Genomic DNA, 26,117 nt, shown 5'->3' on the forward strand with positions numbered 1-26,117 from the left:
AGCGCTTGTGGGTGCTAGCGATAAGCTCGCTCCCATGAGCGAACGCACCGTGTGGGAGTACGCCAACGTCCCGTTGATCACGCACGCCACCAAGCAGATCCTCGATCAGTGGGGCGAGGACGGCTGGGAGTTGGTCACCGTGCTTCCCGGGCCGTCCGGTGAGCAGCTCATCGCCTTCTTGAAGCGACCGAAATGAGCTGGCGGGCCCGGTTGACCGAACTCGGGATCGAGCTGCCCGAGACAGCCGCGCCGTTGGCCGCGTACGTGCCCGCGGTGCGGACCGGCGACCTGGTCTACACCTCCGGTCAGCTGCCGATGCACAACGGCAAACTGGCCCGCACCGGCAAGGTGGGCGCTGAGGTCAGCCCGGAGGACGGGTATGCGCTGGCCCGGATCTGCGCCCTGAACGCACTGGCCGCGGTGGACGCCCTGGTCGGGCTCGACTCGGTGACCCGGGTGGTCAAGGTGGTCGGGTTCGTCGCCTCCGGCCCGACCTTCAACGGCCAGCCCGGGGTGATCAACGGCGCTTCCGAGCTACTGGGCGAGATCTTCGGCGACGCCGGCGCGCATGCCCGCTCGGCGGTCGGGGTATCGCAGCTGCCGCTGGATGCCCCGGTAGAGGTGGAGTTGATATTGGAAGTCGGCTAGGCGTGTCACCGACTCATCCCGCCTACGGGCAGCTGCGGCCGGTCACCGAGACCGCGTCGGTGCTGCTGGCCGACAACCCCGGCCTGATGACCCTGGAGGGCACCAACACCTGGGTGCTGCGGGGTCCGCGCAGTGACGAGGTGGTGATCGTCGACCCCGGCCCCGACGACGACGAACACATCAGCCGGCTCGCCGAGGTCGGCAAGATCGCGCTGGTGCTGATCAGCCACCGGCACTTCGACCACACCGATGCCATCGACAAGCTGGCCGACGCGGTCGGGGTGCCGGTGTACTCGGCCGGCAGCGGGTTTCAGCGCCGGCTCGGCGGCGGCCTGTCCGACGGACAGGTGATCGACGCGGCCGGGCTGCGCATCACGGTGTTCGCCACCCCGGGCCACACCGCCGACTCGCTGTCGTTCGTGCTGGATGACGCCGTTTTGACCGCCGACACCGTGCTGGGCCGCGGCACCACCGTGATCGACACCGAGGACGGCGACCTGGCGCACTACCTGGACTCGCTGCAGCGGCTGCGCGGGCTGGGCGGGCGGACGGTGCTACCCGGGCACGGACCCGAGCTGGCGAATATCGACGCCGTGGCCGCGGGATACCTGGCGCATCGCGAGCAACGCCTCGACCAGGTGCGCGCGGCGTTGGCCGCGCTCGGAGACGACGCCACCGCACGCCAGGTCGTCGAACACGTCTACACCGACGTCGACGAGGAGTTGTGGGGCGCCGCCGAGTGGTCGGTGCAGGCCCAACTGAACTACCTGCGGGCTACCTAGTCACCGCGAACAGACGCATAGGCCCCCTTTTCTTGCCGCAATTGGGGGCTTTCGCGTCTGCTCGGGGGAGAGTTAGCGCGCGCGGCGGGCCAGCCGCTCGGAGTCGGAGATCAGTACGCTCTTGCCCTCGAGCCGGATCCAGCCGCGGTGGGCGAAGTCGGCCAGCGCCTTGTTCACCGTCTCCCGGGAGGCCCCGACCAGCTGGGCGATCTCTTCCTGGGTCAGGTCGTGGGTGACCCGCAGGGCCCCACCTTCCTGGGTGCCGAACCGCTGCGCCAGCTGCAGCAGCTGCTTGGCGACCCGGCCGGGCACGTCGGTGAAGATCAGGTCCGCCAGGTTGTTGTTGGTGCGGCGCAGCCGGCGGGCCAACACCCGCAGCAGCTGCTCGGCGATCTCGGGCCGATCGGAGATCCACGACCGCAGCGCGTCGCGGTCCATCGAGACCGCCCGCACCTCGGTGATGGTGGTCGCGCTGGAGGTCCGCGGGCCCGGGTCGAAGATCGACAACTCACCGAACATGTCCGACGGGCCCATGATGGTCAGAAGGTTCTCCCGGCCATCCGGCGACCGGCGGCCGATCTTCACTTTCCCGGAGACGATGATGTACAGCCGATCGCCGGGCTCTCCTTCGGCGAACACGGTATGTCCGCGCGGAAAGTCCACGGGCTGAAGCTGCTTGGTCAGCGCGGCGACGGCGCTGGGCTCAACTCCCTGGAAGATTCCGGCCCTCGCCAGGATCTCGTCCACGTTGCCCCTTAAGTGCTCTTGATGAAAATGTGAATCGCGCAAGCGCCAGCCTCTAGCCGGCTAGCCATCTGAGTCTACGGCTAGGCGGCAAGAGACGTGCCAACGCTACACACGATTGGCGCGCCGAGTCCGGGGAAACTGCGGATTCGTCGTCTCCACCTGGCTCAACCCGGTCTCAATGCGCTCCAGCCCCACCGCTGCCAGCATCAGCAACGCAGGTATGGCGGTGATCAGCAGCCAGGACACAAGGTGACAGTAAACCTGGGCAAGGTCTCATTGCGGTCACAAATTAGTACCCTGTCGGAGGTGACAGTGGACAAAGACTCCCGAGCGTCGCGCAACGAGACCCGAACCGGGCTCGTGCGACGCGCTCGGCGGATGAATCGCTCTCTGGCGCAGGCGTTTCCGGATGCCCACTGCGAATTGGACTTCACCACGCCGCTGGAACTGGCCGTAGCCACGGTGTTGTCGGCCCAATGCACCGACGTGCGGGTCAACCTCACGACCCCGGCGCTGTTCGCCCGGTACCCGACCGCGCTGGACTACGCCCAGGCCGACCGTGCCGAGTTGGAAGAGTTCATCCGGCCTACCGGTTTCTACCGCAACAAGACGACGTCGTTGATCAACCTCGGTCAGGCGCTCGTCGAGCGGTACGACGGTGAGCTGCCCGCCACCATGGACGAATTGGTGCGTCTTCCCGGCGTGGGGCGCAAGACCGCCAACGTAATCCTGGGCAACGCGTTCGGGGTACCGGGCATCACCGTCGACACCCACTTCGGGCGTCTGGTGCGGCGGTGGGACTGGACCCGCGAGGAGGACCCGGTCAAAGTCGAGCACGCCGTCGGTGAGCTGATCGAACGCAAGGAATGGACGTTGCTGTCGCACCGGGTGATCTTCCACGGCCGGCGGGTCTGTCACTCCCGCAAACCGGCCTGCGGCGTCTGCGTGCTGGCCAAGGACTGCCCCTCATTCGGGCTCGGGCCCACCGATCCGATGGAGGCCGCCGCGCTGGTCAAAGGCCCCGAGACCGAGCACCTGCTGGCCCTGGCCGGGCTGTAGCGGCCTCGCGCGGATGAGGCCGATGAGAACCGGGTGGACCGTGACGGTGGTGGCGGTCCTGGCGGTGACGGCCGCGCTGCTCGCCGGGCTGGTGGCCGAACTGCGCCGCGAGCCGGTCCAGCCGGGCCGCAGCTCGCCGGTACCCGCGGCCGGACCTGACCTCGACAACCTGCGCAAACGTGCCGGTCTGCCGCCCTGCCGGGTCGGCCCGGACGGCGCCGGCCCGGCCGCCCTGCGCGACGTCACCGTCGAATGCGCAGCCGACGGTGCGCCCGTCGACGTGGCGGCGATGGTCGCCGGCCGGCGGGTGGTGCTGAACCTGTGGGCGTACTGGTGCCGGCCGTGCCGCGAGGAGTTGCCCGCGCTCGCCGAATACCAGCGCCGTGCCGGGTCGGACGTGACGGTGGTGACCGTGCACCAGGATGACAACCAGACTGCCGGGTTGGCGCTGCTCACCGAGCTGGGCGTGCGGCTGCCCACCCTGCAGGACAGCCGCCGTCAGGTGGCGGCGGCGTTGCGGGTGCCCAACGTGATGCCCGCGACCGTGGTGCTGGCCGCGGACGGTAGCGTTGCCCGCATCCTGCCGCAGTCCTTCGCCACCGCCGAGGAGATCGCCGCCGCCGTGGAGGGCAGCGGGCGCTGACGTGGGGCGGCCAGGATCCGGCACAGAGGGAGACGCGGTGAGCGCTGGCGAATCGCAGCCGTCGCCCCCGTCCTGGCTGCACCCGCTGGTCGACAACGTCGAGAAGATGCCGAAGGCCTATCTGCACCGGCTGCCCGCCGACGTCCGCGCGATGGTCACCGCGGCCAGCGCCAAGGCCCGCGTGACCGGGCACGGCCGCGACGCAGCGGTGCTGGTGCTGTTCTCCGGCCCGCCGTCGGATAGCGGCATTGATTCGGCCGACCTGCTGGTCACGGTGCGCGCCTCGACACTTCGCCATCACGCCGGGCAGGCCGCATTCCCGGGCGGGGCAGTCGATCCCGGCGACTCCGGCCCGGTGGCCACCGCGCTGCGAGAGGCCAACGAGGAGACCGGAATCGACCCGGGCCGGGTGCACCCGCTGGTGGTGCTGGAGAAGATCTTCATCGCCCCCTCGGGATTCCAGGTGGTGCCGGTGCTGGCCTACTCCGAAGATCCCGGGCCGGTGAGCGTGGTGGACCCGGCCGAGACCGCTGTCGTGGCCCGGGTTCCGGTCCGGGCATTCATCAACCCCGAGAACCGGTTGATGGTTTACCGTGATGCGCGCAGCCGGCGATGGGCCATGCCGGCGTTCCGGCTCAACGAGATGCTGGTCTGGGGCTTCACCGCCCAGGTGATCTCGGCGATGTTGGACGTGGCCGGCTGGGCGCAGCCCTGGGACCACACCGAGGTGCGCGGGCTGGACGAGGCCATGGCTCTGCTTGGAGGAGAACCTGGTGGAACGGGGATGACTGGGATATGACGTCGTCGCAGTGGCTGGACATCGCCGTGCTGGCGATCGCCTTCGTTGCCGCAGTGTCCGGCTGGCGCTCCGGCGCCCTCGGCTCGCTGCTGTCCTTCGTCGGCGTGGCGCTCGGCGCGATGGCCGGGGTGCTGCTGGCCCCGCACCTGATCGAGCACGTCGCCGGTGCCCGGCTGAAACTGTTCGCCGCACTGTTTCTGATCCTGGCCATGGTTGTGATCGGCGAGGTCGCCGGGGTGGTGTTGGGCCGTGCAGTGCGCGGAGCGATCCGCAGCCCCGGGGTCCGGGGCGTGGACTCGATCATCGGCGTGGCGCTGCAGTTGGTGGTGGTGCTGATCGCGGCCTGGTTGCTGGCCACCCCGCTGACCGCCTCCGATCAGCCGAATCTGGCTGCCGCGGTCAACGACTCACGAGTCCTGCGTCAGGTCGACGATATCGCGCCGGGCTGGCTCAAGAACGTGCCGCGACGGTTGTCGGCGGTGCTCGACGACTCCGGGCTGCCGGCCGTGCTGGAACCGTTCAGCCGCACCCCGATCGCCTCCGTGGATGCGCCGGACCCCGGACTGGCCGCGAGCCCGGTCGTCGAGACCACCTCGCCGAGCGTGCTGCGGATCCGCGGTGTGGCACCCAACTGCCAGAAAGTGTTGGAGGGCACCGGTTTTGTGATCTCGCCCAACCGGGTGATGACGAATGCGCACGTGGTCGCCGGCTCGGACAGCGTCACCGTGGAAAGTGGAACCAAATCGTATGACGCCACAGTGATCTCCTTCGACCCCAAGGAAGACATCTCGATTCTGGCCGTGCCGGATCTGCCGTTGCCGCCGTTGGCGTTCGCCTCCTCGCCGGCCGAACCCGACACCGACGCACTGGTGCTGGGCTACCCCGGCGGCGGGGTCTTCGAGGCGACCCCGGCCCGGGTGCGCGACATCATCAACCTCGAAGGGCCCGACATTTACCGCAGCGCGACCGTCACCCGCCGGGTCTACACGATCAGAGGCACTGTGCAGCAAGGCAATTCCGGCGGGCCGATGATCGACATGGACGGCCGGGTACTCGGCGTGGTGTTCGGCGCGGCCGTTGACGACGCCGACACCGGCTTCGTGATGACCGCCGAAGAGGTGGCCAACCAACTCGCCCGGATCGGCGACACCGCACCGGTCTCGACCCAGACCTGCGTCGGCGGAGAGTAACTGTGCCGATGGCGGCGACCCGCCGCGCCCGGCTTCGCCGCGCTTGCGACCGCCGCTAGGCCTGCTGCAGGAACCGCATCAGCTGGGCGTTGACCTCATCGGGGGCTTCCTCGTGGGCGAAATGCCCTACGCCGGGCAATGACACGTACTGGCCGTGCGGTGCATACCGCCGGGTCCGCTCGACCGGATCGGCGAGCACGTAGGGGTCGTCGGCGCCGCGTAGATGCAGCAGCGGGATGTCCAGCGTCCGCAGATCCAGTGCCTTCATGAACCGCCGGCCCTCGGAGCGCAGTTGGCTGCGCACCGCCCAGCGCTGGTACTCCAGCGCGGAGTGCGCCGCCGACGGAATCTGGATCGCGGTGCGCAGATGCCCGATGGTCTCGGAGAAATCCTCGCTGGCATGCCAATTCGCGCCGGCTCTGCTGCGCACCAGGTGTTCGATTTCGGTGCCGTCATGGCGGGTCAAGGTGCGCTCCGGCCAGAACGGTATCTGGTAGCGCAGCAACCACGGCAGCAGCGCCCGGCCCTGATCGGCACGGGTCAGCGCTGAGTTCCGTAGGGCCGCCGGATGCGGCGAACTGACCACCGCGATGGCGCGCACCAGCCGGGGGTGCAGCAGCGCGGTCGCCCAGCACACCAGGCCGCCGTCGGCGTGGCCGACCAGGATCGCCGAGGAGTGCCCCAAGGCCCGGATCAGCCCGGCGGTGTCGCCGGCCAGGGTCCAGCCGTCGTAGCCGCGGGGCGGCTTGTCGCTGCCCCCGTAGCCGCGCAGGTCGACCGCGACGACGCGCACCCCGGTCAGCCCGCGCAGTTGATGACGCCAGGTCCACCAGAACGAGCCGAACCCGTGTAGCAGCATCACCAACGGCCGCGTCATCGGCGGCGTGTCGGCCGATGCGTCGTCCGGTGTGGCCTCGACGACATGGAAGCGAATGCCGTTGGCGTGGATGTCCCAATGTCGCCACGGCCCGTCGATGCGAGTGACCGACGGATCCGGTGGCGGCACTACCAGCCCGAGGGATCGGTGGTCGGTTTGCCGTCATGCGCCGCCACCGCGTGCGGCCCCGACGCATGCAGCCGCGCGGGGTCGGGGCGCAGCGCATCGCGCGTCTCCCGCACCGATTCGATGGTTTGGCGCGGTCCCCGGATGCGCCGGACCCGCAGAAAGCCCAACAACGCCAAGGCCACGGCGAACGTCAGCATGACCCCGAAGACGATCAGGTAGGCGGCCCAGTCCTGCAGCCAGATGTCGATCACCTCGGCGAGGAAGAAGAAGAAAAAGAAGGTGGAGTAGAACAGCACGACCAGGGCCGCGATGAAGAACACGCTGCCGGTCAGGCCCTTCTTGACATCACGGGTGATCTCGGCGCGGGCCAGTTCGACTTCCGCGCGGACCAGCGTCGACATCTGCGCCGTCGCGTCCTTGACCAGATCACCCAGCGACGGGTCGGCGGGCAGTGCGTGCGGATCGGCCAGCGGGATGGTCGCCAGGGTATTGGGCACCCCGTTGCGATCCGCCTTCGCCGCGGCGCGTTTTGCGTTTCTGCGATCGGCCTTGCTCACTGGCTGTCCTCCCGTTCGCTGTCGTCGCGGCTTAATGTTGCCATGCGGCGGCGGCGCCGAGGAGCGGCCCCGTTAAAGCTGCGGCCGGATCGGGCGGGTGCGAAATCGCCGGCCTCCTCAGCCCGCCGTTGGCGCGTCGCGCATCGTCACCCGGTTAGGCTGTTTTATCCCCCTCGGGGGTGGAGCTGATCGGACGGGAGAGCCGCTGTGCAGATCGCACACCGCTGGTTGCTGCGCGCTATGGCGCCGCTGCTGACATGGACGGCGTGCGCCGCCGTGGCCACGCTTGCCGCCCCGGTCCCAGCGGTCAGCGCCGACGCCAAGGTGCTGATGGGCGGTGGAGCCGGCATCGTCGTCGACGGCGACACGATGTGCACGCTGACAGCGATCGGCCACGACAAGACCGGTGCACTGATCGGCTTCACGTCGGCGCACTGCGGCGGTCCGGGTGCGGAGGTCGCCGCCGAGGGGGCCGAGGCCAACGGCACGATCGGCCACATGGTGGCGGGCAACGACGGCCTGGACTATGCGGTGATCGAGTTCGACCCCGACAAGGTGACGCCGGTGTCCAACTTCGGCGGCTTCATCATCGGCGGCATCGGACCGGACCCCTCCTTCGGCCAGATCGCCTGCAAACAGGGCCGCACCACCGGCAACTCCTGCGGTGTCACCTGGGGACCGGGCCAGGACCCGGGAACCATCGTGATGCAGGTGTGCGGCCGCCCAGGCGATTCCGGCGGGCCCGTCGTGGTGAACAACATGCTGGTCGGCATGATTCACGGGGCGTTCAGCGAGGCGCTGCCCACCTGCGTGGTCAAGTACATTCCGCTGCACACACCCGCGGTCGTGGTGTCGATCAACGCCGTACTCGGTGACATCAGCGAAAAAGACCGGCCGGGCACGGGTTTCGTCCCGGTCCCCTAGGCGATCAGTCGGCGGCCCGGATCGCGTCGAACACGCTGGGGTCCACCAGGGTTGAGGTGTCGCCGAGTTCGCGTCCGTCGGCGACGTCACGCAGCAGTCGCCGCATGATCTTGCCGCTGCGGGTCTTGGGCAGTTCCGGGACCAGGTGCACGTTGCGGGGCCGCGCGATCGGCGAGATCTCGACGGTGACCCGTTGGCGCAGTTCGTCGATGATCGCCCCGCCGACCTCGCGGTGCGACGCCGCCAGCACCACGAACGCGCAGATCCGTTGGCCGGTCTGCTCGTCGAGGGCCCCGACCACGGCGGCCTCGGCCACCGCGGCATGACCGACCAGCGCGGACTCCACCTCGGCGGTGGAGATGCGATGCCCCGACACGTTCATCACGTCGTCGATGCGGCCCAGCACCCAGATGTCGCCGTCGGCGTCGTAGCGGGCGCCGTCACCGGCGAAATACCAGCCCTGCTCGGCGAAGCGCGCCCAGTAGGTGTCGATGAAGCGCTGCTCATCGCCCCAGATGCCGCGGGCCATCGACGGCCAGGGCGCATCGATCACCAGATATCCCGACACCGGTTCGCCGCCGGCGTCCTGGGGGGAGACCAGATCGCCGTGGTCGTCGACGATGCGCGCGGAGATCCCGGGCAGCGGCCGCATCGCGGCACCCGGCTTGGCCGCGGCCACCCCGGGCAGCGGGCAGATCATCGTCGCGCCGGTCTCGGTCTGCCACCAGGTGTCGACCACCGGCACCGCGTCGGCCCCGATCACCCGCCGGTACCAGCGCCAGGCCTCCGGGTTGATCGGCTCACCGACCGAACCCAGCAGCCGCAGACTGGACAGGTCGTGGGCGTCCGGCACCTGGCGGCCCCACTTCTTGAAGGTGCGGATCAGCGTGGGAGCGGTGTAATAGATTGTCACACCGTACTTTTCGATGATCTGGAAGTGCCGGTGCTGGTCCGGATACTCCGGGGTGCCCTCGTAAATCACCTCGGTGGCGCCGTTGGCCAGCGGTCCGTAGACGGCGTAGGTGTGGCCGGTGACCCAGCCGATGTCCGCGGTGCACCAGAACACGTCGGTGTCGGCTCGCAGATCGAACACGCAGTAGTGCGTGTAGGCGGCCTGGGTCAGATACCCGCCGCTGGTGTGCACGATGCCTTTCGGCTTGCCCGTGGTGCCCGAGGTGTACAGCAGGAACAGCGGCTGCTCGGCCTCAAACGCCTCCGGGGTGTGCTGCGGTGATGCCGCGTCGACCACGTCGTGCCACCACAGGTCGCGGCTCGGCGCCCACGCCACCTCGCCACCGGTGCGTCGCACCACCAGCACATGCTGTACCGACTCGGCACCGGTGACCGCCTCGTCGACCGCCGGCTTGAGCGCCGCAGTCTGGCCGCGCCGGTACTGCCCGTCGGAGGTGATCACCACCTTCGCCTGCGCGTCGTCGATGCGGGATCGCAGCGCATGTGCGGAGAACCCGGCGAACACCACGGTGTGCAGCACACCCAACCGGGCGCACGCGAGCATCGCGATGATCGCCTCGGGAATCATCGGCAGATAGATCGCCACCCGATCACCGGCGACCAGACCGAGACCGCTCAGCGCATTGGCGGCCCGGCTCACCTCGGCGAGCAGCTCCGCATAGGTGATGGTGCGGGCGTCGTCGACCGGCTCGCCCTCCCAGTGGATGGCCACCCGGTCGCCGTGGCCGGCCTGCACATGGCGGTCCACGCAGTTGTAGGCGACGTTGAGCTTGCCGTCGGCGAACCAGCGGGCGAACGGCGGCCGGGAGTAGTCCAGCACCTCGGTGAACGGCCTGTCCCAGTGCAGGCGGTTGGCCTGCTCGGCCCAGAACGCGAGCCGGTCCTGCTCGGCGGCGCGGTAGGCCTCGGCGCCGGTATTGGCGCGGGCGGCGAACTCGGGGGAGGGCGGGTACGAGGGCAGCGAATCGGCGGCGGCGCTATCAGCGTTCTGGCTCACGGTCAGCAGCCTAGCCACCCGCCGGTAGTGTCACAGCCCGTGATCACCGACCCATTGGCACCGCTGCTCGAATTGCCCGGTGTCGCCGAGGCCAGCGAAAAGGTCCGCGATGAGCTGGCGCGGGCTCATCGCCACAAGACCAACGTGCGGGGTTGGCCGGTCAGTGCCGCCGAGGCGTCGCTGCGGGCGGCCCGGGCGTCGTCGGTGCTCGACGGGGGCCCCACCACGGTGGACGCGCGGGCGGCAGGCGATCCGGTGTTCGCCGGGGCGCTGCGGGTCGCCCAGGCCCTGGAGGGCGGGGAAGGCTCGCTGGTCGAGGTGTGGCGGCGGGCCCCGCTGCAAGCGCTGGCCCGGCTGCACGTGCTGGCCGCCGCCGATCTGGTCGACGAAGACAACCTCGGCCGCCCGCGCGGCGGCGCAGAGGTGGGCCGCCGGCTGGAGATGCTGGCCGACCTCGCCACCGGGGGCACCACGGTGCCGGCGCCGGTGTTCGCCGCGGTGGTGCACGGCGAGCTGCTCACGCTCGCGCCGTTCGGCAGCGCCGACGGCGTGGTCGCCCGGGGGGCGTCCCGGCTGGTGACGATCGCCAGCGGGCTGGACCGCCGCGGGCTTGGGGTTCCGGAGGTGACCTGGATGCGCAAGGCCGGCGAGTACCGTCGCGCGGCGCAAGGATTCGCGGGCGGTTCCACCGAGGGTGTGGCCGCCTGGCTACAGGGCTGCTGCGCCGCGATGCACGCCGGCGCACTGGATGCTCTCGGGATAGCTGAAGCGGGCGCCAAGCGCTGATCCGACGGCCGGCTGGCAAGAACGAAGCGGGCGGCGCGCCGAAAGATTCGGCTCGCCGCCCGCTAGTACGGTACACGGTTACCAAGCGTCCAACGTGGGCTGCGTGGGTGGCCTCGGCGCTCGTGCGGTGTTCTTCGGCTGCTGCCCCACCCAAAGGGCTGTCGACACCGTTTACGTTCCGCAATTACGCAGGCCCGCAACACTTCTGCCATCTTCGCGGCTATGGCTCCGCGTGGGTACCGCTATCCGTACTGGGAAGTGCGGCTCGGGAGATCGATCCTTCTCTTCCGGGTCGACCCTGGCCTCGCCGGGCTTCCGTGCTTCCTTTGTACTACGTGATCCACGACACAGCAAGGCCCAATTGCGGTCGGCCGGAATGACGTCACCCGATTGTGACCGGCGGTGTTTGCTGGGAGGGTCAGAACGCCAGCCGGCGCAGCAGCGAGTAGGTCAGCGCACCGGCAGCGACAGCGCTGATACCGACCGCCGCGGTGGTGGCCACCGCCGCACCGGAGGGCGCCGAAATGCGGTCGCGCAGCGACACCGGCCGGGAGAAGGCGAGCACCGGCCACCCGTGCGCGATCGCCTCCTTGCGCAATGCCCGGTCCGGGTTCACCGCCGAGGGGTGGCCGACCGCCTGCAGCATCGGCAGGTCGGTGATCGAATCCGAATAGGCGTAGCAGTGCTCCAGCGGGTAGCCCTCCCGGGCGGCCAGCTCCCGGATGGCCTGCACCTTGCCTTCCCCGTAGCAGTAGAACGCGATCTCGCCGGTGTACTTGCCGTCGGCGACGACCATGCGGGTCGCCATGGCGTGCGTGGCACCCAGTGCCCGGGCGATCGGCGCGACGATCTCCTCGCCGGAGGCCGAGACCACCACCACGTCGCGGCCGCAGAGTTTGTGGTCGGTGATCAGCTCCGCCGCCTCGGCGAACACCAGTGGGGTGACGATGTCATGCATCGTCTCGTTGACGATCGCCTTGACCTGTTCGACGTTCCAGCCGGTGCACATGTTGGTCAGATGGGTGCGCATCCGCTCCATCTGATCGTGGTCGGCGCCGGACAACAGCATGAGGAACTGGGCGTAGCTCGACTTGAGTACGGTGCGGCGGTTGATCAGTCCCTGGTCCATAAAAGGTTTGCTGAAAGCCAGTGCGCTGGACTTGGCGATCACGGTGTGGTCGAGGTCCAGGAAGGCTGCGGTGCGGGTTCGACTGCCCGCCTGCCCCGGCGATCGCAGCGACTGCGGCTGGCGGGTGCCCGGGTCGGAAGCGGTCACCGGTACAGCATAGGGGCGAGGGGCCGGCCGGCCCGCTGCTATGCCGGAAAGAGCACTTCAGCGGCCGTGGAGCCGAAGTGCCGACATTTGGCGGCAACACTTGCGCCGGACCGGCCTGTCGTGTGTATAGTGGCATCACTCGGCTTATGCTGAGGGTGTATCGGCCCGACCCCCCGGGGCTGATACGCGACGACCTCCGCCTCCTCCCCCCCTGGCGGGGGTCGTCTTTTTTAACCGGTCATTCTTCGCTGGAACGGACTCAAATCGTCCCCGAACGTCGTCCAGAACCCGAATTATGATCCGATCCGACTTGATATTGCGGCTTCTGCTGTCCGGCAGTTCTACACAGTCGCAGCCCCCATCCACATCTGTCGCCTAACGGCTGGCGCGGCAGGGATCTCGCCGCCACGGTGAAGGCGTGAGCACCGCCGCCGGCCTGTTGGCCCTTGTCACCCAACCCGGATTGCGTGACGAACTGGATCGGGTGGGCGCGGCGGTGGGCGTGCGGGTCATTCACCTCGGCGGCGCGATACCGAGCCGCAAGGCCTGGGCGGCGGCCGCAGCGGTGGTGCTCGACGAAGCCGCGGCCGCCTGTTGTCCGGCAGCCCGGCTACCGCGCCGCGCGCACGTCATCGTGCTCACCGCCGCCGAGCCCAGCGCGGCCAGCTGGCAGGCCGCCGTCGCGGCCGGGGCGCAGCGCGTCCTGGCCCTGCCCGCCGACGGCAACGAACTGGTGGCCGAACTCGCCGAGGCGGCTGACGCGGTGCGTGACGGCGGGCGCCGCGGCGAGGCCATCGCGGTGATCGGCGCCCGCGGCGGAGCCGGCGCATCGCTGCTGGCGACCGCGCTGGCGCAGCGTGCCGGAGACGCGCTGTTAGTCGACCTGGACGCCTGGGGCGGCGGTATCGACCTGCTGGCCGGCACCGAGAACGCCGCCGGTCTGCGCTGGTGCGACCTGACCGCGCAGAGTGGGCGGCTGACCTGGCCGGCGCTGCGCGAAGCGCTGCCCCGCCAGCGCGGTGTGAGCGTGCTGTCCGGCACCCGGCACGGCCTCGAAGCCCGCGAGATCCGCGAGGTTGCGGCCGGACCCGTTGACGCCGTGCTGGATGCGGGCCGCCGCGGCGGGATCACCGTGGTCTGCGATCTTCCCCGCACGTTGACCGACCCGGTCGAGACCGCGCTCAGCGCAGCCGATCTCGTGGTCGTGGTCAGTCCCTGCGATGTGCGCTCGTGTGCGGCCGGTGCCGCGATCGCGCCACGCCTGCACGCAGCCAACCCCAACGTGGGCGTGGTGGTGCGCGGGCCGGCTCCGGGCGGGCTTCGCGCTGCCGAGGTCGCCGAGATCATCGGGCTACCGCTGCTGGCGAGCTTGCGGGCCGAGCCGCGGCTGGCCGAGCGACTCGAACACGCGGGCTTGCGCCTGCACCGCCGATCCGCACTGGCGATGGCCGCCGACCGGGTTCTCGACGTACTGCCCACGCGAAAGGCCGCGGCGGTATGAGGGACTCGTTGATCGACCGGGTCCGGGAACGGCTGGCTGCCGAGTCCGGCGAACTGCGTCCGCAGACGGTGGCCGCGGCGATCCGGGCCGAATCCGGCGGGGTGCTCGGCGACACCGAGCTGTTGTCCAACCTGCGGGTGCTGCAGACCGAACTGAGCGGCGCCGGGATTCTGGAACCGCTGCTGTGCGCGGCGGGCACCACCGATGTGCTGGTCACCGCGCCCGATGCGGTGTGGGTCGACGACGGAGAGGGGTTGCGGCGCACCGAGCTGCGGTTCGCCGACGAGGCAGCGGTGCGCCGGCTGGCCCAACGGCTCGCGGTGGCCGCGGGACGCCGGCTCGACGACGCCCAACCGTGGGTCGACGGCCACCTCAGCGGTATCGGCACCGGCGAGTTCACCGTGCGCCTGCACGCGATACTGCCGCCGGTGGCCGCCGACGGGACGTGCCTGTCGCTGCGGGTGCTACGGCCGGTCACCCAGGACCTCGCCGCGTTGGCCGCCGCCGGCGCCATCCCGCCACCGGCGACAGCACTGCTGGCCGACATCATCGATGCCCGGCTGGCGTTTCTGGTCTCCGGTGGTACCGGCGCCGGCAAGACCACCCTGCTGGCGGCCATGCTGGGAGCGGTGCAGTCCCGGGAACGCCTGGTCTGCGTCGAGGACGCCCCCGAATTGCAGCCCCGCCACCCGCATCTGGTCAGGCTGGTGGCGCGTGCGGCCAACGTCGAAGGCGCCGGCGAGGTGGGACTGCGCGACCTCGTCCGGCAGGCGCTACGGATGCGGCCGGACCGGCTGGTGGTCGGCGAGGTCAGGGGCGCCGAGGTGGTCGACCTGCTGGCCGCGCTGAACACCGGGCACGACGGCGGTGCGGGCACCGTGCACGCCAACAGCCCGGCTGAGGTCCCGGCCCGCCTGGAAGCGCTGGCCGCGCTCGGCGGGCTGGACCGCGCCGGGCTGCACAGCCAATTGGCCGCGGCCGTCTTATCTGGTGTCGCGAGCATGTGTGTATGACTGTTACCGATTAGGTGCGTCCCGTGCCGATCAGCCTAATCGGGAACGATTGAATCGCACGGTGTGCCCGCCTAGGGATTGCGCGGCTGCCATCCCGGCCCGTTTCTCCTGTCGCCTGCCCGGTTGCACTGATTGCGCCCCGGGAGAGGGCTCACCCCGGGCGGTTGTCGTCTGTGCCCCTTTGACCGTCGGGCTGTGGAACTGCGGATTGGGCTTCCTGGGTCCGGTGAGTGGCCAGGAAGTCGTCGACGATGCGGGCGCAGTCGTGTGCGGTGATGGATCGCAGGCCGGTCATTCGTGCGAACGCGAGTGGTCCGATGAGTTGGCACAGTGCGAGATCCGGGTCCAGGCCGTCGAATTCAGCAGCGGCCTCAATGTCTTGCAGGATGGCGTCGAAGGGCTGCCGGTATTGGTTGATGACCCGCGCTCGCAGCGCCTGCGGGGCATGTTCGGTGCTGGCGTGATCGATTGTGGTCGGGCCCAGGGCGAGCCAGGCCAGCATGGTGATGTGTGCTGGGGCGTCGGCGAACAGCGCAGACTGTCGGGTGAGCAGTTCGATGAGTCGTTCGCGCAATGTCCCACTGGCCGGCCCGGGTGGGGTTACTTGAGGTAAGAGTCGCTCGAAGGTGGCCGCGAGCAACTGCGATGAGCTGCCGAAATGGCGGTAGAGGGTGGTGCGGGCCACCTTGGAAGCTTTGGTGACCGCCTCGATGGTGACGGCTTCGATGCCACCGCTGCTGAGCAGCGCGGTCGCGGCGTCGAGCAAGCGGTTGCGCGACCGGGTCCGGCGGGGGTCAATATCGTCGTCATCGGGCACCGGCGGTACCTGCTCGCTGCTCACACCCACTCACCCCTCGCCTCATTCCAGATTCCCGACCAATTACCCGCGTCACCGCCCGTAACGGGTACCGTACCAACGGTAGCGCAGCGAAACTATGTGTACCGAAGGTGTCGTTGGTGGCCGATCACTCACCGCATCACGATGTCGCGTCCGGCCGCTCGGGTGCGGCACGGCCTGAGCTGCTGCCCGCACATACTCGGACGTGTATGGGTTGCGGACCGCAGAATCCGCACGGTCTGCAGCTGGTGGTTTACCGCAGCGGCGACACGGTGTACGCGGACGTGACTTTCGACGAACGCCACGTCGGCGCGCCCGGTCTGGCGCACGGCGGGGCGGTCGCCGCCGCCTGCGACGACGTGCTGGGGTTCGCGCTGTGGATTGCCGGCGCGCCCGCTGTGACACGCAGCCTGACCGTCGAATACCTCCAGCCGGTCGTGCTGCATCGATCCCACCGCATCACCGCGCACATTGCCTCCCGGGAAGGCCGCGTGCTGCACATCGGCGCAACCGGCACCGACCCCGAGGGGGCCACCCGATTCACCGCAAATGCGGTGTTCGTCGTGGTCACCGCCGATCACTTCGCCGCCTATGGCGACGTAGCAGCGTTCGAACATCTTCTTCGGCGGCTCGGGGACAACGGGGCGCCGAGCGATCCGGAATCCTGACCCGCAACCCGTAACGCTATTACTAGTAGCGCAGCGCTACTTGCCGTACCATTTCAGTGCAGACCGGTTGGGCGTCGACGGAGGTGCGCGATGTACACCACGTGGATCGAAGGTTGCACCGTGCAGCGGATGTCGTTGCAGGGTGATCTGGTGTTGAGCTTTGATGACGCCAACGAGGTAGTCATCAGTTGCCTGCTGTGGCTTGCCCTGCCGGCTAGCGGTGAGTTTCCGGCCGAGGAAGTGCTCATCGACCCGCGCGAGGTCGCCGCCCACCAACGTCCGCTACTGGATCTGGCGGGTGCGGTGTGCACGAAGGCATGCCACGACGATTCCGGTCGGCTACTCCTGAGCTTCTCCAACGGCCTGCGCATCGAGGTCAGCGCCAACGAGCGCGCCACCGCCTGGGAGCTCTACGGCAAACACCACGGTTACATGGCGTGCCTGCCGCACGGCAGGGTCAAGGTGGTCCGCCATGACATCCCCTACGACGAGGACGACAATGCCGGTGCAACGACCCCCAACTAAGGATCTTCGTCATCGCCGGCAGCCGAGTCATTGTGACCGGCGGCAGCGTCTTTCGTGGGCGCAGGCGCGGTGAGTGCGGACAACCCGGGCGGTGCGGGCACGGCAACCCTGCCTGTGCGGGCCCGCAACGGGGTGGCCGATCCGGGCCAATCCAGTGAGTACAGCAGCCGGTTAGCAACACTGGCCGGGTTCACGGTGCGTCATAAAGCACTGGTCATCGGCGGCTGGATCGCCGTCGCCGTGCTGCTTGCACTGGTGTTCCCGCAGCTGGAAACGGTGGTACGGCAGCAATCGGTGAACCTGATCCCCCGCGACGCCGCGTCGTTTCAAACCGTGGACCGCATGAGCGCGGCCTTCGGTGAACAGGGCTCCAAAACGATGCTGGTCGTGGCGATGGAAGACCCCGACGGCTTAACCGCGCCGGTGCGCAACCGCTATGAGCAGTTGGTGGTGCAGCTGCGCGCCGATACCGACCACGTCTTGCTGGTTCAAGATCTGCTCGCCGACCCGGTCACCGCGGCGCATGCGACCAGCAATGACGGCAAAGCCTGGTATCTGCCGGTGGGTGTGGCCGGCACCCTGGGTGACCCCAAGGCCGCCGAATCCGTCCAAGCCGTGCGCGACATCGCCGCCGGTTTATTCGCCGGTTCACCGACGACCGTGCACGTGACGGGCCCGGCGGCCACCTTCAACGACCAGATCGCTGCCGCCGAACACGACCTGCTGCTGATCTCGATCGCCACCGCCGCGCTGATCGCACTGATCCTGCTGATTGTCTACCGGTCGGTGTTCACCGCCTTGCTGCCCCTGCTGGTGATCGGGGTCAGCCTGGCCGTCGGCCGTGGTGTGCTGTCTGTCCTCGGCGAGAGCGGCATGCCCGTCTCGCAGTTCACCGTGGCGTTCATGACCGTGATCCTGCTCGGGGCGGGCACCGACTACACGGTGTTTTTGATCAGCCGCTACCACGAACAGCGCCGCGCACATGTCCCCGCCGATCAGGCCGTCATTCATGCCACCGCCAGCATCGGGCGCGTGATCCTGGCCTCGGCGGCCACCGTTGCGCTGGCCTTTTTTGCCATGGTTTTCGCTCGCCTCAGTGTTTTCGCCGGGCTCGGCCCGGCCTGCGCGGTCGCCGTGCTGGTCGGATTCCTGGCCACCGTGACCCTGTTGCCGCCGGTGCTGGCGCTGGCCGCCCGCCGTGGAATCGGCGAGCCGAAATCCGATCGAACCCGCCGCTACTGGAACAGTGTCGCTGTCGCGGTGGTCCGCCGGCCGGTGCCACTGTTGGCCGTGAGCCTGGTGATCCTGCTGGCCCTCTCGGCCATCGCCACCACGATGAAGATCAGCTACGACGACCGCAAAGGCCAGCCTGCCACCACCGCCAGCAACCAGGGTTACCAACTGCTGGATCGCCACTTCCCCAAAGACGTCGTCATCACCGAATTTCTCGTCGTGGAGAACCCCGACGACATGCGCACCAGCAAAGGTCTGGCCGACCTCGACGAGATGGCCTCCCGGGTCGCCCAAGTATCCGGGGTCACCAAAGTCATCGGGATAACCCGCCCCACCGGCACCCGTCTCGAACAAGCCCAACTGTCTTGGCAGAACAGGCAGATCGGCGACAAGATGGCCGACGCCGTCGCCGATGGCGACGCACGAAAAGGCGACCTCACTCAACTCACCGACGGCGCCGATCAACTCGCTGGCGGCCTGGCCCAGCTCGATGCCGCCCTGCACGCGATCTTGACCCCGCTGTCGGGCGTACTGGCCCGAGCCCAATCCGGTGACACCCTGCTGTGGTCATCTCGACCGTTGCTGCAAGAACTTTCGGCCTCCGCACCCACCGTCGACCAAGCCATCCAATCCGGCCCCGGGCTGCGGTCGCGGGCGGATCAAGCCGAAACCGCCCTCGCCGTGCTGGCCCCCCTCGTCGATGGCCTGAACACTTCCGAGTGGTGTGCCACCACGCCGCAATGCGCGCAAATCCGTAACCAGGTCCGGATCCTGGTGAGTTTGCGCGATAACGGATTCTTCACCGAAGTCGCCACCCTCGGCGATCGCTACAACCCTGACACCGACGCCACCATTGCTGGCACCCTTGCCGACATACAAGCCGCTGCCGCAGCACTTGACAAGGCCTTCGGAACTCAGGGTGATCCCGCGGACCCGGCCGGCAACATCGGCCGGCTCCAAGAGGGCGTCGGCCAACTCGCTTCCGGGGCGCAAGCGCTGGCCGCCGGTGTGCACGCCCTGGCCGACAGCAACATCGAAATGTTGGCTCGGATGGGCCAGGTCGCCGCCCAACTGCAGAACTCGGCCCGCGCCAGCGCCGGCTCTGACGCAGCGAGCGGTTTCTACCTGCCCGCCAGTGCCTTCGATAACCGTCAATTCACCGACGTTGCCAAACAATTCCTCTCACCCGATGGCAAAACCGCCCGCTTTGTCGTCGAATCCAGCTACGACCCCTACAGCGCGCAGGCGATCACCCTCGCCCGCCAGATCGTCGAGACCGCCGACACCGCCCGCCCCAACACCACCCTGGCCAACGCCACTATCGCCGTTGCCGGGTTCCCCGCCGTCAACTCCGACATCCAACGGCTCCTGTCGGCTGACTTCACCCAACTGGCCATCAGCACCCTGGTCATCGTCGGACTCATCCTCATCCTGCTCTTGCGCGCCCTGCTCGCCCCGCTATACCTGCTGGGGACGGTCGTGCTGAACTACCTGGCCTCACTGGGCATCGGAGTGCTGGTCTTCCAATGGGGACTCGGCTACGAAATCGCCTGGCCCGTCCCGTTGCTGGCTTTCATCATCCTGGTAGCCGTCGGCGCCGACTACAACATGCTGCTCGTCTCACGGCTGCGGGAGGAATCCAAACACAACATTCGCGTAGGGGTACTGCGCACCGTCGCCCGCACCGGCTCGGTCATCACCTCGGCCGGAATCATCTTCGCCGCCAGCATGTTCGGACTGATGTTCGGCTCCATCGCGATCATGATCCAAGTCGGCCTCATCATCGGCTGCGGACTCCTACTCGACACATTCCTCGTTCGCACCCTCACCGTCCCCGCCATCGCCACACTCCTGCGCGAAGCCAGCTGGTGGCCCAACACGCCGCGCTCTATCCCACCTCCACACCGTCAGGCCCGCCTGAGCGATCCGTATTACGACACAGGCACCCTGTAACCGCCGCAGATTGGGGGATTACGGCTACGGGTGCGTGGTTTCGGCGCCACAATGGCTGGAATCGCGAGTGAAGTGCAGGCGGTGCCCCAAGCCGTTGTTGCGATGGCACCCATTAGCCGCCGCCCCCTGCACCGTTTCCGGCGTCGAGTTGTCCGTAGAGCAGTGCGATTGTCGATTCTTGTTCGGCAAGCTTGGTTCTCAGTGCGCGGATCTCACCGTCCTTGGCGACCAGTTGGGCACGTAGGGCGGCTACGACGGTGCTCTCGCGGCCCGTCGCGGCGTCGAGCGAAGGCGGCTGGCGTCGGTAGGCGTCGATGATCGCGACGAGGTCGCGGTGCTTGTAGACGGTCTTGCGTTCTACGCCGGCGCGGGCAGCGACGGTGGATATGTTGATGATGGCGTTGGTCTTGCGCAGGTGTTTGATGGCGCGTTCGATATCCCGGCGCTTGGTCTGGGAGATGTTCTTACGGTAGTCGGCCAGGGCGCGGCGGGCGTTATCCGAAGGGGGAGGGGGGCGTTGCCTCATCCGGGTGCGTTGGGGTCGGCTTTGCGTAGAACAGATTCGTGGCTGCCGCGGGTCTTGACCTTCAACAGCGGCAACCGGTTTGAGGCACCAGCACCGCCCACACTGGCTCCGTTCGCGAGGCCCTCGGTGTCGGTGTGCAGACGCTCGATGATCGCGTCCAGAGAGGCGATCTCCCGGCGCCGTTCGTGAATCCACACGTTGTCGTCGGTGAGTTCCCGCCCGCTACGTCGCCGGTACTGTTCGCGGCGGACCTCGATCAAGTTGACGGTCTTGGCGCGCTGCGCGATCAATTCGTCGAGATGAGTGGCGTCGGTGGCGAAATGCCCGCATGACAGACAAGCATTTCCTTTGTCACAGCTCTTCAGCGGAGGAAGCAGGCACACGCCGTTGGGAAGTACCCGATCCGTGCGGGCCGCCAGTTGAGTCATGTCATAAATATCGGATGGACTGATTGCGATATCGGTGCCGTGTGCGCCGACCTTCTTGTGCCGCAGGAATTCTGACTCAGCTGTTGCAGCAAGCGTCGCAGCGTAGCGCAGGGTCATCTCAGGGGATGCGTGCCCAAGGTATCGCTGTACCACGTGAATGGGAACGCCGTCGTTTAGCAACTCGGTGGCCCGGGTATGGCGCAGCCGATGGGTCTGGCTGAACCGCAGCGGACGCCCGGCCGAGTCGGCCAGGCCGTGAACCTTGTCGAGTTTGTTCAGTGCCACACCGTAGGACTGGTAGGTGCGGGCCCGGTGGCCCTGATGCTGGTGGCGCAGTCCGAGGAACAGGTACTTCGGGCTCAGCCCAGGGTAGCGGCGGCGAACCCACTGTTGCTGTTCGGTGATCACGTTGACCACCGCCTTCTCAACCAGGATCGACGGCAGTACCCCGTCGACCTTGGTCTGCTGGTAGCGCAACTTGGCGACGAATGCGTTGGGGTCATCGGAATCTGTGGGGCGTTCCGGGCCGGGAATAGCGGTCAGAGGGTCGAAGTCGAGCATCAGTATCTCCGAGGCTCGGCGTCCGGTCAGCGCCTGCAGCAGCCAGACGCGCGCGGCTTGCGGGTCTCCGAGGCCGGCGACAACCGAGATCGTTGCATCAGGGTGAGTGATGGCCACCGGCATACCGCGATCGGCCGCCAGCACATCGAGGTAGCACAGCATCTGCTGCAATTCCGACGTGGAGAACCACGTCAGCTCCCGCTGCCGGTTGGCGCGGCGCGTTCGAAACGCCGCGCCCCACAGACGCGTGTAGGTGTCGGTGATCTGAGCCCACCGGGGGTCGCCGGTCGCCGCAGCGGCTTCCTCGGCGTGATCAACCATGAAGGCGTAGAACACCTGGGCCTGCGACTGGGTCGAGTCCACCGCGGATGCTGACAACGGCCGGTCTGGTTTGAACTGTGCGGATGGGGATTTCAGGTAGTTGGAGAACTCGGTGAACAACAACCGCAGGGCGGCGCGGTCATCGGCCAACAGTGGGGTGCTGATGTTGCGGGCGGCCAAGAACGGGCCGAGGTGCCTGGCCATGTTGCGAGCACGATCGGCTACCGATGACCAGCGCAGCAATTCCGCGGTTATGGAGGTGCGCAGCCAGAACCGCACGCCCTCACGCAGCCAGGGCGGGTGGATCGCGGCAAGTTTGACGACTTGGTCATGGCTGGGTTCATGTTCGCGCTGTGGTATGCGGGGATCAGCCCGTAGATCCCAGATGTCATGGGCCCACCACGGGGCATCGGTGCAGCGCACCGATACGTAAAGATGCAGGTGCTCGATCAAGGCCACGACCTGGCGCCGAGCCCCCGCGGAGGGCAGGCGGGCGTTGCGGCGCTCAAAGCGCACCACGGCGTGACGTACGACATCCTCGGCCGCGAGGTCTGCAATGCTCACTGGAGGCCGGTGATACCGCTGCTGGTGCTCGGCGGCGGCGTCGGTCAAGGCGACGGCCGTCCACTTCAGCAGGAACGGCTCGATCTTGCGGATTCCTTCGTGGCCGCACAACCACACCCACCACGCCATTTCTTGGCGAAAGCGTTCTGGGACATCGGCGGGGGTGAAGTCGTGGCCGTCGGGATTGTTCAGGTAGCGCTGGTTGCGCACGAACACGGCGTCGAACGGTGCAGCGTCGATGCGGTAGTGCAAAGTTCGCCACGATTCAGGGACCTGCTGCCATTGCCGATCCCACACGGTGGCCGCCGCGGATCCTGCAGAATCGACGTGACTGTTACGGGGTTGAGTCATGGCTCACCTTCCAGCCGGCGACGAAGCTCTTCCACTGCGCGACCGTGCGCATCTCGGCGTCGGCGGTCACCCACCCGTAGATCGACAGCGTGGTCTGCACATCGGCGTGGCCGAGACGGCGCATCACCACGTGTTCAGGCACCCCAGACAACAGCAGAGCTGTAGCGTGGGTGTGGCGCAGCCAGTGAGGAGTCCAGTCCTGCGGCAACACATCAGCATGGGCGGCCGTGAGGGTGTCCACCTTGTCGTAGACGGTTTCCGGGCGCAACGGTGCATAGCGCTGGCCGCGTGCCAGATTGACGAACACGAAGTGCGACGCCAGATCGGCAACCGCGACGTCGGCGGCCCACCCGATCAGCTGCCACACGTACTCGCTGTAGAGGGCTACCAGATCATCGCCGATGTAGATCCGGCGTGCACCGGACTTGGCTCGTACCCCATGGGGGTGATCGTCGCGGCCGGCCACCAGAATCGACGGAGTCTCACCCCCGGTGATATGGAAATCATTGTGGCGCAAAGATAATGCTTCACCTATTCGCATTCCGGTCTCGGCCAGGACGGCGAAGAATAACCGGTCACGCAAACCCGCCTCGCTGCCGGTCCACTCACCCGACGGCGACTGCACACTGCAGCCATCCAGGATGGCGTTGACTTGATCGGGCAACAACACCGGCGTCTCGCTGCGATTGGGTGCACGCCGGCGGTGCACAGGCACCTCCTGATCACGTCGCGGTCCGACACCAGCCAGGGTGGGGGCATAGCGGCGCCGCGAGGATCGGGCGTGGGAGGAAAACAAGCGGCGGTACGGGCGGGTCAAATCGTGGGCGTCGGCGAAGTACCGGTACATCGACAACACCGCAGCCCCCCGCGGCTGCAACGACGACTCGGCCATCCCAGGCCCGGGCTCACCGATACGGACCATGCCCGGCAGATCCCCAGTCCGCAGATAACACAGGAACTCGCCAAACAGGCTAGTGGGAAAATCATCCCAGGCCGCGCCGGTGTGTTCGAGCACCGTCCACCACGCCGATAGCCCGTATGCGTAGGCACGCACCGTATTTGGAGACGCGCCCTGATCTGCGAGGAACCGCAAGTACTCTCGGGCAGGTGCAACGGGTAGCCGATCGGCGCCGACCACCGTGTAGGTATCAGGCCGGTCCGGGAAACACAGCCGCTGCACCCGCGCCACGTTCAGCAGCCTCTCGCGCCGTTCATGGAGTTTTACCGCGACGGAAATCGTCGAGGCGGACCACTTGATGCCGCTCTTCCGGGGCTGATCCGCTAGCACCGCGCATCCCGACGGCAGCCATCGGGCGCCTGTCAGATGCAGGTGAAGGCCGTTGCGTAGCCAGGAACCATTCGAGCAGATCCGATGGAAATATCATTGACTCGCGTGCGGCCAGCATCGGCACCGAGGCATCCCCGTAGCAGCGTTCCACCCACTTGCGCAGCAGCCTGGGCCGCTCGGGGTCACGTTCGTTCCATCCGGGTTCCGTCATACCCCAGGTATGCCCAGTCTCAGGATTGATCCGTGAATACAGTTGTGTGGTAAGCATTTTTGCGCGATCAGCGTCGATCAATCCCGAGTCACGCATGTGCATGATCAGCGAACCCAACGACAAGCCCCACTTGTCCTTGAGCGGTTTGAGGTTCAACAGTGACATCACCTGTGGCAACTCCGGCGCCAGCGCGGCGACGGGCGCCAACAACTCGGTGGCGAACCGGTTGGCCTCCAACTCCTCGCCCGAGTTCACCGAGCAGTGCCCACGGCTGTGCAACACCAAATGCCCCAACTCATGGGCAACGGTGAATCGGGTCCGTTCCCACGACTCGGATTCGCGCAACACTACGAGCGGGCGATCCCGGTGTCGTCCCACCCAACTCGAATAACCCAAGTGCTTCTCGTCACGCGCTCTCCCCGGTGTGGCCGCGAACTCGCTCTCCCACTCACCCGGAGTGCGCCGCCGGACGATCACCGGTGCACCCAATCGCTCAGTTTCATACATCAAATCATCCAGTGGCTCATGAGGTTCTAGCCCCATCGCCTCGCGCAGCCACCCTGCGGCCTGGACCGCGCTCGGCCGGTGATGATCCTTGCCGCAGATCGACGGGACCTTCACATGAGGCAATTTCGACCGCTCATCCAGGTCGCCGAGAAAATCGCCGGCGAGCGAAGCGAACGTCGCCAAGAAGTCCTGCTCGCCAACAGTCATCGACTTTGGCGCCCGGAAAAGCAACTCACCCGCCGATACGCGAGACTGCGGTTCCGAGCTGAAAAACCGTGCAGGAAAGCGGAACAACTCCGACAGCCCCGCAACCTCATCAACGGACAACATGATCGTCGAAGACTTCTCGATCTTCGTCTGGCGGGCATTGCTCCAGCCAACCAGGCCCACCACAGAAGTTGCCGTCATGCGCCGCAATAGCCGGGCCTGCCGGACCCGTGCACCAAAAACCTCGATCATCGTGCGCTCGATTCAACATCACCCGAGTGGGAGCCCCGCATGCACCCAGCAGTGTGCACGAGGGCTACGACGATTCCGGCGGCGCTTCGTTCAGTGTCTCCTCGGTGACGCCGTCGGCATCCGCGAAGTCCTCGTCCCGGCGCCGCTTTCCGGGCATTGCAACCTCGGTAGCCTGCGTGAACGGATCCATGGTGGGTGCCGTTTTCGCACGCTGCTCCATGATCGGTGGCGGCAGCGGAGTGCTGGCGTAGAGTACCTGAACCTTGTCGGTGAGTATGCCCGCAGCCAAGACCGCACCACCCAAGCCCAGATTGCCTGGCCACCACAGTACGTATTGCCGATACCCGGGAGGCTCCGGAATGCCATCCCCGCCGCCGATTGGGTACCCCAATTCCTCCTCGATACTCAGCTGATGCTCGCCGGGCACATACTCCACCGATTCGAGCAGGCTGCCGTCCCAGTTGCGTGGATGTTTGCGCACCCCGATACGAGACCCCTTCCCGTCGACCAGAACAATCCCAAACCCGTTGCCCTTGATCGCCTTCAAAGTCGAGTCCTCGGTCTGGCGACGCCACCTCGAGAACAGCAACGTCTCCAGCAGCGTGCATGACACGGTGATTCCTCGGGGATCGTTCCCCTGATCGACGTACCGGTCCGGAACCTCCGCCAACCTCGCACACAGATCGCCATGCGTTTCGCCCAACACGAGAGCATGCTGCTCGACGAACTTCTCCACCAGCAGTTGTGGATTGTCGTGTAGGTCCATGGGGTGAATTTTTACCCC

25 protein-coding genes and 1 pseudogene are annotated in these 26,117 nt (G+C 67.5%); 14 read left to right on the forward strand and 12 right to left on the reverse strand.

Features of this window, described 5'->3' with window-relative positions:
• The first annotated feature begins 34 nt into the window (after positions 1-34).
• From A5648_RS23350 to A5648_RS11005, 3 genes are read left to right on the forward strand one after another with little or no spacing between them, the layout of a single operon-like run.
• A complete protein-coding gene (locus tag A5648_RS23350; RefSeq protein ID WP_019737648.1) occupies positions 35-196 on the forward strand; it encodes a hypothetical protein in 162 nt (53 codons plus the stop codon).
• On the forward strand, positions 193-648 hold the full coding sequence (locus A5648_RS11000) for a RidA family protein (protein WP_065024578.1): 456 nt from the start codon (positions 193-195) through the stop codon (positions 646-648). Before A5648_RS23350 ends, A5648_RS11000 begins: the two co-directional genes overlap by 4 nt.
• 2 nt (positions 649-650) lie before the next feature.
• Positions 651-1,430, forward strand: a complete 780-nt coding sequence (locus tag A5648_RS11005) for an MBL fold metallo-hydrolase (RefSeq protein WP_065024579.1) — start codon at positions 651-653, stop codon at positions 1,428-1,430.
• A 72-nt stretch (positions 1,431-1,502) separates the two neighbouring features.
• Here A5648_RS11005 and crp read toward each other — a convergent pair whose 3' ends face one another.
• Both crp and A5648_RS24025 read right to left on the reverse strand, forming a co-directional pair.
• Positions 1,503-2,177, reverse strand: coding sequence for a cAMP-activated global transcriptional regulator CRP (gene crp / locus A5648_RS11010; protein WP_013830875.1), 675 nt, complete (start codon positions 2,175-2,177; stop codon positions 1,503-1,505).
• A gap of 105 nt (positions 2,178-2,282) precedes the next feature.
• Positions 2,283-2,423, reverse strand: a complete 141-nt coding sequence (locus A5648_RS24025; protein ID WP_165606145.1) for a hypothetical protein — start codon at positions 2,421-2,423, stop codon at positions 2,283-2,285.
• A 132-nt stretch (positions 2,424-2,555) separates the two neighbouring features.
• On the opposite strand from A5648_RS24025, the gene nth reads away from it, so the two are divergent.
• The 4 genes from nth to marP all read left to right on the forward strand — a co-directional run bounded on the left by nth (position 2,556) and on the right by marP (position 5,868).
• Positions 2,556-3,236: an endonuclease III gene (nth, locus tag A5648_RS11015; protein ID WP_065024580.1), complete on the forward strand. Its 681-nt coding sequence runs from the start codon at positions 2,556-2,558 to the stop codon at positions 3,234-3,236.
• Positions 3,237-3,258: 22 nt separating this feature from the next.
• Positions 3,259-3,879: a TlpA family protein disulfide reductase gene (locus A5648_RS11020; RefSeq protein WP_065024581.1), complete on the forward strand. Its 621-nt coding sequence runs from the start codon at positions 3,259-3,261 to the stop codon at positions 3,877-3,879.
• Positions 3,880-3,985: 106 nt separating this feature from the next.
• Positions 3,986-4,678 carry an NUDIX hydrolase gene (locus A5648_RS11025; protein WP_234787396.1) on the forward strand — a complete coding sequence of 231 codons (693 nt, stop codon included), beginning with the start codon at positions 3,986-3,988 and terminating at the stop codon, positions 4,676-4,678.
• A complete protein-coding gene (marP, locus tag A5648_RS11030; RefSeq protein ID WP_065024583.1) occupies positions 4,675-5,868 on the forward strand; it encodes an acid resistance serine protease MarP in 1,194 nt (397 codons plus the stop codon). Before A5648_RS11025 ends, marP begins: the two co-directional genes overlap by 4 nt.
• 55 nt (positions 5,869-5,923) lie before the next feature.
• Here marP and A5648_RS11035 read toward each other — a convergent pair whose 3' ends face one another.
• A complete protein-coding gene (locus tag A5648_RS11035) occupies positions 5,924-6,874 on the reverse strand; it encodes an alpha/beta fold hydrolase (protein ID WP_065024584.1) in 951 nt (316 codons plus the stop codon).
• Positions 6,874-7,431: a phage holin family protein gene (locus A5648_RS11040; RefSeq protein ID WP_065024585.1), complete on the reverse strand. Its 558-nt coding sequence runs from the start codon at positions 7,429-7,431 to the stop codon at positions 6,874-6,876. The genes A5648_RS11035 and A5648_RS11040 overlap by 1 nt, the downstream gene beginning before the upstream one ends.
• A 207-nt stretch (positions 7,432-7,638) precedes the next feature.
• On the opposite strand from A5648_RS11040, the gene A5648_RS11045 reads away from it, so the two are divergent.
• Positions 7,639-8,355: a peptidase gene (locus A5648_RS11045; RefSeq protein WP_065024586.1), complete on the forward strand. Its 717-nt coding sequence runs from the start codon at positions 7,639-7,641 to the stop codon at positions 8,353-8,355.
• 4 nt (positions 8,356-8,359) lie between these two features.
• Here the strand turns inward: A5648_RS11045 and acs are convergent, their stop codons facing one another.
• Positions 8,360-10,324 carry an acetate--CoA ligase gene (gene acs / locus A5648_RS11050; RefSeq protein ID WP_065024587.1) on the reverse strand — a complete coding sequence of 655 codons (1,965 nt, stop codon included), beginning with the start codon at positions 10,322-10,324 and terminating at the stop codon, positions 8,360-8,362.
• A gap of 39 nt (positions 10,325-10,363) precedes the next feature.
• On the opposite strand from acs, the gene A5648_RS11055 reads away from it, so the two are divergent.
• Positions 10,364-11,110 (forward strand): oxidoreductase, encoded by a 747-nt coding sequence (locus tag A5648_RS11055; protein WP_109470754.1) that lies wholly within the window; start codon positions 10,364-10,366, stop codon positions 11,108-11,110.
• Positions 11,111-11,528: 418 nt separating this feature from the next.
• On the opposite strand, the gene A5648_RS11060 is transcribed toward A5648_RS11055, so the two are convergent.
• Positions 11,529-12,347, reverse strand: a complete 819-nt coding sequence (locus A5648_RS11060; protein ID WP_065024600.1) for an HAD-IB family hydrolase — start codon at positions 12,345-12,347, stop codon at positions 11,529-11,531.
• A gap of 457 nt (positions 12,348-12,804) precedes the next feature.
• Here A5648_RS11060 and ssd point away from each other — a divergent pair, with 457 nt between their 5' ends.
• Together ssd and A5648_RS11070 are read left to right on the forward strand one after the other, a co-directional pair.
• Entirely contained in the window at positions 12,805-13,887 is a 1,083-nt protein-coding gene (gene ssd, locus A5648_RS11065; RefSeq protein ID WP_109470756.1) for a septum site-determining protein Ssd, read from the forward strand.
• Positions 13,884-14,870 (forward strand): annotated as a pseudogene (locus A5648_RS11070) (TadA family conjugal transfer-associated ATPase); the annotation flags it as partial. The gene ssd and the pseudogene A5648_RS11070, both read left to right, overlap by 4 nt.
• A gap of 181 nt (positions 14,871-15,051) precedes the next feature.
• Here the strand turns inward: A5648_RS11070 and A5648_RS11075 are convergent.
• The gene (locus A5648_RS11075) at positions 15,052-15,741 is read right to left on the reverse strand and encodes a TetR/AcrR family transcriptional regulator (RefSeq protein WP_046284848.1); all 690 of its coding nucleotides are present in this window, start codon (positions 15,739-15,741) and stop codon (positions 15,052-15,054) included.
• 206 nt (positions 15,742-15,947) lie between these two features.
• On the opposite strand from A5648_RS11075, the gene A5648_RS11080 reads away from it, so the two are divergent.
• From A5648_RS11080 to A5648_RS11090, 3 genes are all read left to right on the forward strand, one after another.
• Positions 15,948-16,406: a PaaI family thioesterase gene (locus A5648_RS11080; protein WP_046284847.1), complete on the forward strand. Its 459-nt coding sequence runs from the start codon at positions 15,948-15,950 to the stop codon at positions 16,404-16,406.
• A 90-nt stretch (positions 16,407-16,496) separates the two neighbouring features.
• Complete coding sequence (locus A5648_RS11085) at positions 16,497-16,931, forward strand: DUF6188 family protein (RefSeq protein ID WP_046284846.1); 435 nt, start codon at positions 16,497-16,499, stop codon at positions 16,929-16,931.
• Positions 16,932-17,000: 69 nt separating this feature from the next.
• On the forward strand, positions 17,001-20,117 hold the full coding sequence (locus A5648_RS11090; protein WP_082108291.1) for an RND family transporter: 3,117 nt from the start codon (positions 17,001-17,003) through the stop codon (positions 20,115-20,117).
• A gap of 112 nt (positions 20,118-20,229) precedes the next feature.
• Here the strand turns inward: A5648_RS11090 and A5648_RS11095 are convergent, their stop codons facing one another.
• From A5648_RS11095 to A5648_RS11115, 5 genes are all read right to left on the reverse strand, one after another.
• The gene (locus A5648_RS11095; RefSeq protein ID WP_046284845.1) at positions 20,230-20,643 is read right to left on the reverse strand and encodes a hypothetical protein; all 414 of its coding nucleotides are present in this window, start codon (positions 20,641-20,643) and stop codon (positions 20,230-20,232) included.
• Positions 20,640-22,868, reverse strand: coding sequence for a tyrosine-type recombinase/integrase (locus tag A5648_RS11100; protein WP_046284844.1), 2,229 nt, complete (start codon positions 22,866-22,868; stop codon positions 20,640-20,642). The genes A5648_RS11095 and A5648_RS11100 overlap by 4 nt, the downstream gene beginning before the upstream one ends.
• Positions 22,852-24,057, reverse strand: coding sequence for a tyrosine-type recombinase/integrase (locus tag A5648_RS11105; RefSeq protein WP_109401152.1), 1,206 nt, complete (start codon positions 24,055-24,057; stop codon positions 22,852-22,854). Before A5648_RS11105 ends, A5648_RS11100 begins: the two co-directional genes overlap by 17 nt.
• Positions 24,058-24,079: 22 nt before the next feature.
• A complete protein-coding gene (locus tag A5648_RS11110; protein ID WP_052741218.1) occupies positions 24,080-25,333 on the reverse strand; it encodes an ImmA/IrrE family metallo-endopeptidase in 1,254 nt (417 codons plus the stop codon).
• Positions 25,334-25,397: 64 nt separating this feature from the next.
• Positions 25,398-26,099 carry a hypothetical protein gene (locus A5648_RS11115; RefSeq protein ID WP_046284843.1) on the reverse strand — a complete coding sequence of 234 codons (702 nt, stop codon included), beginning with the start codon at positions 26,097-26,099 and terminating at the stop codon, positions 25,398-25,400.
• Positions 26,100-26,117 lie beyond the last annotated feature (18 nt).

Source organism: Mycolicibacter sinensis, assembly GCF_001673565.1.
Lineage (GTDB): Bacteria > Actinomycetota > Actinomycetes > Mycobacteriales > Mycobacteriaceae > Mycobacterium > Mycobacterium sinense_C.